Below are 4575 nucleotides of genomic sequence, written 5' to 3'. Positions count from 1 at the left end.
TTTTATCTTTTCTTGTAAGTTTACTCATAAAAAAACTGCACCTCCAATCTTGTGTCCAAGATTTTGGGTGCAGTACAATAATTGTCCTATATAAACTCTAGGAGGAAGATATATGAATAAGAGAGGTTTTAAATTAGCAGCAGCGATGCTTGCGTGTATATTAAGTGTGGTAGCATGTGGACCAGGTCAAAGAAAATCAGATAAAGCTTTTAATGGACCAGATGAATCTAAATTTCCATTAACATATGAATCAAAGGATAAAGAAATTAAAGGTGGTGTATACAAAGTTGGTGTATCAAATCCAAATCCTATTAAAGGAATATTCACACCAGTATTGCAAAATGATGCAGTTGACTTTTATTTTTCAACATACTTTGATGCACCGTTATTTGAAAGTGACGAAAACTTTGATGTAACAGATAAAGGATTAGCAAAAATAGATATTGATACAGATAATAAGACAGTTACTGTAACTTTAAAAGACAATTTAAAATGGGATGATGGGCAACCTATGACTATCGATGACTATATTTACACTTATGAAGTAGTAGGTAATAAAGACTATACAGGTGTTAGATACGATAATGGTATGGCAAAGATTGTAGGTATGGAAGATTACCATGAAGGTAAGGCAGACTCTATAAAAGGATTAGAAAAACTAAACGATACAGCTGTTAAAATCCATTTTGAAGAAATGTCACCAGTTATGAGAAAAGGTCTAGGTGGATTATGTAGTAATATTATACCAAAACATATATTAAGCAAAATACCAATAAAAGACTTAGAAAAATCAGATCCTGTAAGATTACACCCAGTTGGTGCAGGTCCATTTAAGGTAGTTAATGTAGTTCCAGGTGAAAGTATAGAATGTGTACCAAATCCATACTACTACAGAAAAGATGAAATGCCAAAAGTTGACAAATTAATAGTTAAAGTTGTTCCAACTTCATCAGTATTATCATCAATGAAAAATGGTGAATATGATCAATATAAGGGAGTAACTGAAGATATATATACAGAATACAAAGACTTTGATAACCTAGTAACTTTAGGTAGACCAGCTCTATATTATCAATACTTAGGATTCAACCTTGGAACATGGGATAAACAAAAAGGTGAATGTGTTCCAGATAAGAATGCAAAGATGTATGATATTAATTTAAGAAAAGCTATGGCTTATGCACTAGATATGGATACAGTAACAAAGAGCTTCTATAATGGTCTAAGAACAAGAGCAAATGGTGTTATCCCACCTATATTTAAAGATATTTATGATCCAGCTCCTACATATACATATAACCCTGAAAAGGCAAAAGAAATACTAGATAAAGCAGGATATAAAGATGTAAATGGAGACGGAATTAGAGAAGATAAGAATGGTAAACCATTAGAAATATTCTTTGGTATGCCAGCAAGTAGTGATTCAGCAGAACCTATGGCACAAAAATATATCCAAGACTGGAAAGCAGTTGGACTTAAAGTTAGCTTATCTGGAGGAAGATTAATAGAAGGAAATAGCTTCTTTGACAGATTAGAAGCAAATGATAAGGGTATCGATATATGGCTTGCAGCATGGGGAGTTGGAACAGCAATGGACTTAAATGGTCAATATAGTATTAAGTCACAATTTAACTTCTCACGTTATTCAACACCTGAAAATGAAGAATTAATAAATAAGGTAAGCTCATTAGAAGGACTAAAAGACCCAGAATATAGAGTTAAATCTATTAAAGAATGGCATAAAAACTACATGAATAATGTATTAGGATTCTTACCAGTAGCATTTAAGTTTGAATTAACTCCATATAATAAGAGAGTTAAGTTCGCTACTATGTCAATAGACCCTAAGGTATCTGAAGGTAAAACAATTGCAGTAACAGCACAACAACCATATAAATCAACTAAATAAGCGAAAAAAATGTGGAGTTTATCCACATTTTTTTGTAGACAAAACTTTTTAATTGTGTTATCATTAATGTAATTAGATAGAGGCGCACTTTTTATAAGTATACTGTGGAGATGGCGATCAATGAAGTAGTAAAAAGGAAACGGTGCCGAAACACTAGTAAGGCATTACTAGGAGTTGGGTATATAGAGAATATCTATGTAACTGTCATAATATTATGATGTGCTATCAGTATATATAAAATATACCACTGATAGCTAATCTATCAGTTTTTTTTATAGGAGATGATTAGCTTGAAAAAAATTATTTTAAGTTTTCTTTTATTCCTTGCTACTTTATCATGTGGTACAGATAATAGAAAAGTTTTAAAAGTAGGAATGGAAGTAGGGTACGCACCTTTTAACTGGTTTCAAGAATCAGGTGAAAATGGTGCAGTAAAGATATCTTCAGGATATGCTGGAGGATATGACGTAGAAATTGCAAAGATAATTGCAGATAAACTTGATATGAAATTAGAAATTGTACCAAGTGACTGGGATTCATTATTAGGACCAGCAGTTAATTCTGGTAAAGTAGATCTTGTTATAGCTGGTATGTCACCAACTGATGAAAGAAAGAAAAGTCTAGATTTTACAAAATCATATTATGATTCAGATATAGTGGTTGTAGTAAAAAAAGATGGTAAATTTAAAGATGCAAAGACATTAAATGATTTCAAAGGGGCTAGAATAACAGGGCAATTAAATACTATACACTATGACTTGATTAATCAATTAAATGGTGTAAAGAAAATGCCAGCAATGGATAATTTTCCTAGCATGGTTGTAGCATTAAATTCAGATAAGATAGATGGATACATGGCTGAAAAACCAAGTGCATTATCTGCAAAGTTTTCTGATCCATCAATTACATATGCTAATGTTGAAGGATTTAAGTACAATAAGGATGAAGTTAATGTTGCTATTGGTATAAAAAAGGGTAATAAAGAACTTGTAAATAAGGTTAATGAAGCATTAGATGGAATAAGTAAAGAAAAAAGAGAAAAATTAATGGAATTTGCTATTAAGCATCAACCTTTAGGTAAAGATGTAAAGAGAAGCTTTATTGGTTGGATAGTAGAAATATTAACTACATATAGCAGTAAGTTTTTAATGGGTACATTGGTTACAATATTCTTAGCAATATTTGGAACTTTTGTAGGTGGACTAATAGGTATGATAGTAGCATTAGTTAATACAAGTAAGAAAAATAGGGTACTAAAGGTTATAAACTACATTTATGTGTTGGTATTTAGGGGAACACCGATGATAGTACAAGCAATGATATTTTACTATGGATTAGGGCAAATATTTGGTATTAACTTAAAACCATTAGTTGCTGCTATGATAATAATCTCAATAAATACAGGTGCATATTTATCAGAAATATTCAGAGGTGGAATAATTTCTATAGATACAGGTCAGTATGAAGCAGCAATATCATTAGGATTTACTCACAGACAAGCTATGGAATATGTAGTTTTACCACAAGCATTTAGAAATGTATTGCCAGCAATAGGAAATGAATTTATAGTAAATATAAAGGACTCATCAGTTCTTTTTGCGATAGGTGTAACAGAACTATATACAGTATCAAAACAAATTGCAGGAACAAACTTTAGATATTATGAAGTATTTATCATTACTTGTGTAATATACTTCATATTAACAACTGTATTTAGTCGTTTAGTAGCATATATGGAACAAAGATTAGATGGGTGATAAAAATGATATTAAAAATAGAGGATTTAAAGAAAAAATATAAGGATAAAGAAGTTTTAAAGGGTATAAACTTTAGTGTGAAAAAAGGTGAGGTTATAAGCATAATAGGACCATCTGGAGGTGGAAAATCTACACTTTTACGTTGTATAAATTTACTTGAAACACCTACTAGTGGTAATATATACTTTAAAGATGAAAAGATAAGTGCAACTGAAAAGTATAGACAACAAGTAGGAATGGTATTCCAAAACTTTAATTTATTTAATAATTTAACAGTTATAGAAAATTGCATCTTAGCACCTAAAAAATTATTAAATTTAAGTGATAAAGAAGCAAGAGATCAAGCGAAAAGATATTTAGAAAAGGTTGGTATGCTAGACTTTATTAACGCAAGACCTAAAAGTTTATCTGGTGGTCAAAAACAAAGAGTCGCAATAGCAAGAGCATTATGTATGAAGCCAGAGATTCTATTATTCGATGAACCAACATCAGCACTAGATCCAGAAATGGTATCAGAAGTATTAAAAATCATTGTTTCACTAGCAAAAGAAGGTATGACAATGTTGGTTGTTACTCATGAAATGAGTTTTTCAAAGAATGTATCTGATAGAATATTATTCATGCAAAATGGAGTAATTGCAGCAGATATTAAACCTAGCGAAGTGGAAAAGAATGAAAGAGTAAGAGAGTTTATGGAAAATGATTAAAGACAAAAGCACTTAATTTTTTAAGTGCTTTTTGCTTATACTACACTTTTTTTCATAGCCATTACACCATATTTGGCTATGAAAAATCAATAATGGCGAGATTATACATAAAAAAAGTGCCAAAGTGTACTGCACCCAAAATCTTGGACACAAGATTGGAGGTGCAGTTTTTTTATGAGTAAACTTACAAGAAAAGATAAAA

3 protein-coding genes and 1 riboswitch are annotated in these 4575 nt (G+C 30.9%); all 3 genes read left to right on the top strand.

Features of this window, described 5'->3' with window-relative positions; translation table 11 throughout:
• The first annotated feature begins 112 nt into the window (after positions 1-112).
• The 3 genes from IMK15_RS06150 (at position 113) to IMK15_RS06140 (ending at position 4373) form a co-directional block, all read left to right on the top strand.
• Positions 113-1909, top strand: coding sequence for an oligopeptide ABC transporter substrate-binding protein (locus IMK15_RS06150; protein ID WP_192942267.1), 1797 nt, complete (start codon positions 113-115; stop codon positions 1907-1909).
• 69 nt (positions 1910-1978) lie between these two features.
• A riboswitch (Lysine riboswitch) is annotated at positions 1979-2142 on the top strand.
• Positions 2143-2190: 48 nt separating this feature from the next.
• Positions 2191-3666 (top strand): ABC transporter substrate-binding protein/permease, encoded by a 1476-nt coding sequence (locus tag IMK15_RS06145; protein ID WP_046328321.1) that lies wholly within the window; start codon positions 2191-2193, stop codon positions 3664-3666.
• A gap of 5 nt (positions 3667-3671) precedes the next feature.
• Positions 3672-4373 carry an amino acid ABC transporter ATP-binding protein gene (locus tag IMK15_RS06140; protein WP_226869235.1) on the top strand — a complete coding sequence of 234 codons (702 nt, stop codon included), beginning with the start codon at positions 3672-3674 and terminating at the stop codon, positions 4371-4373.
• Positions 4374-4575 lie beyond the last annotated feature (202 nt).

Origin of the sequence: Sneathia sp. DSM 16631, assembly GCF_014892235.1 — a bacterium.
In the GTDB taxonomy this organism is placed as follows: domain Bacteria; phylum Fusobacteriota; class Fusobacteriia; order Fusobacteriales; family Leptotrichiaceae; genus Sneathia; species Sneathia vaginalis.
The sequence above is the reverse complement of the archived record's forward strand: the minus strand, read 5'-3'. Positions and strand labels throughout refer to the sequence as shown.

Excerpts from the sequence above, each read along its gene's own strand:
- IMK15_RS06145 (WP_046328321.1), top strand. The coding sequence starts at position 2,191 with ATGATTAGCTTGAAAAAAATTATTTTAAGTTTTCTTTTATTCCTTGCT.
- IMK15_RS06150 (WP_192942267.1), top strand. The coding sequence starts at position 113 with ATGAATAAGAGAGGTTTTAAATTAGCAGCAGCGATGCTTGCGTGTATA.
- IMK15_RS06140 (WP_226869235.1), top strand. The coding sequence starts at position 3,672 with ATGATATTAAAAATAGAGGATTTAAAGAAAAAATATAAGGATAAAGAA.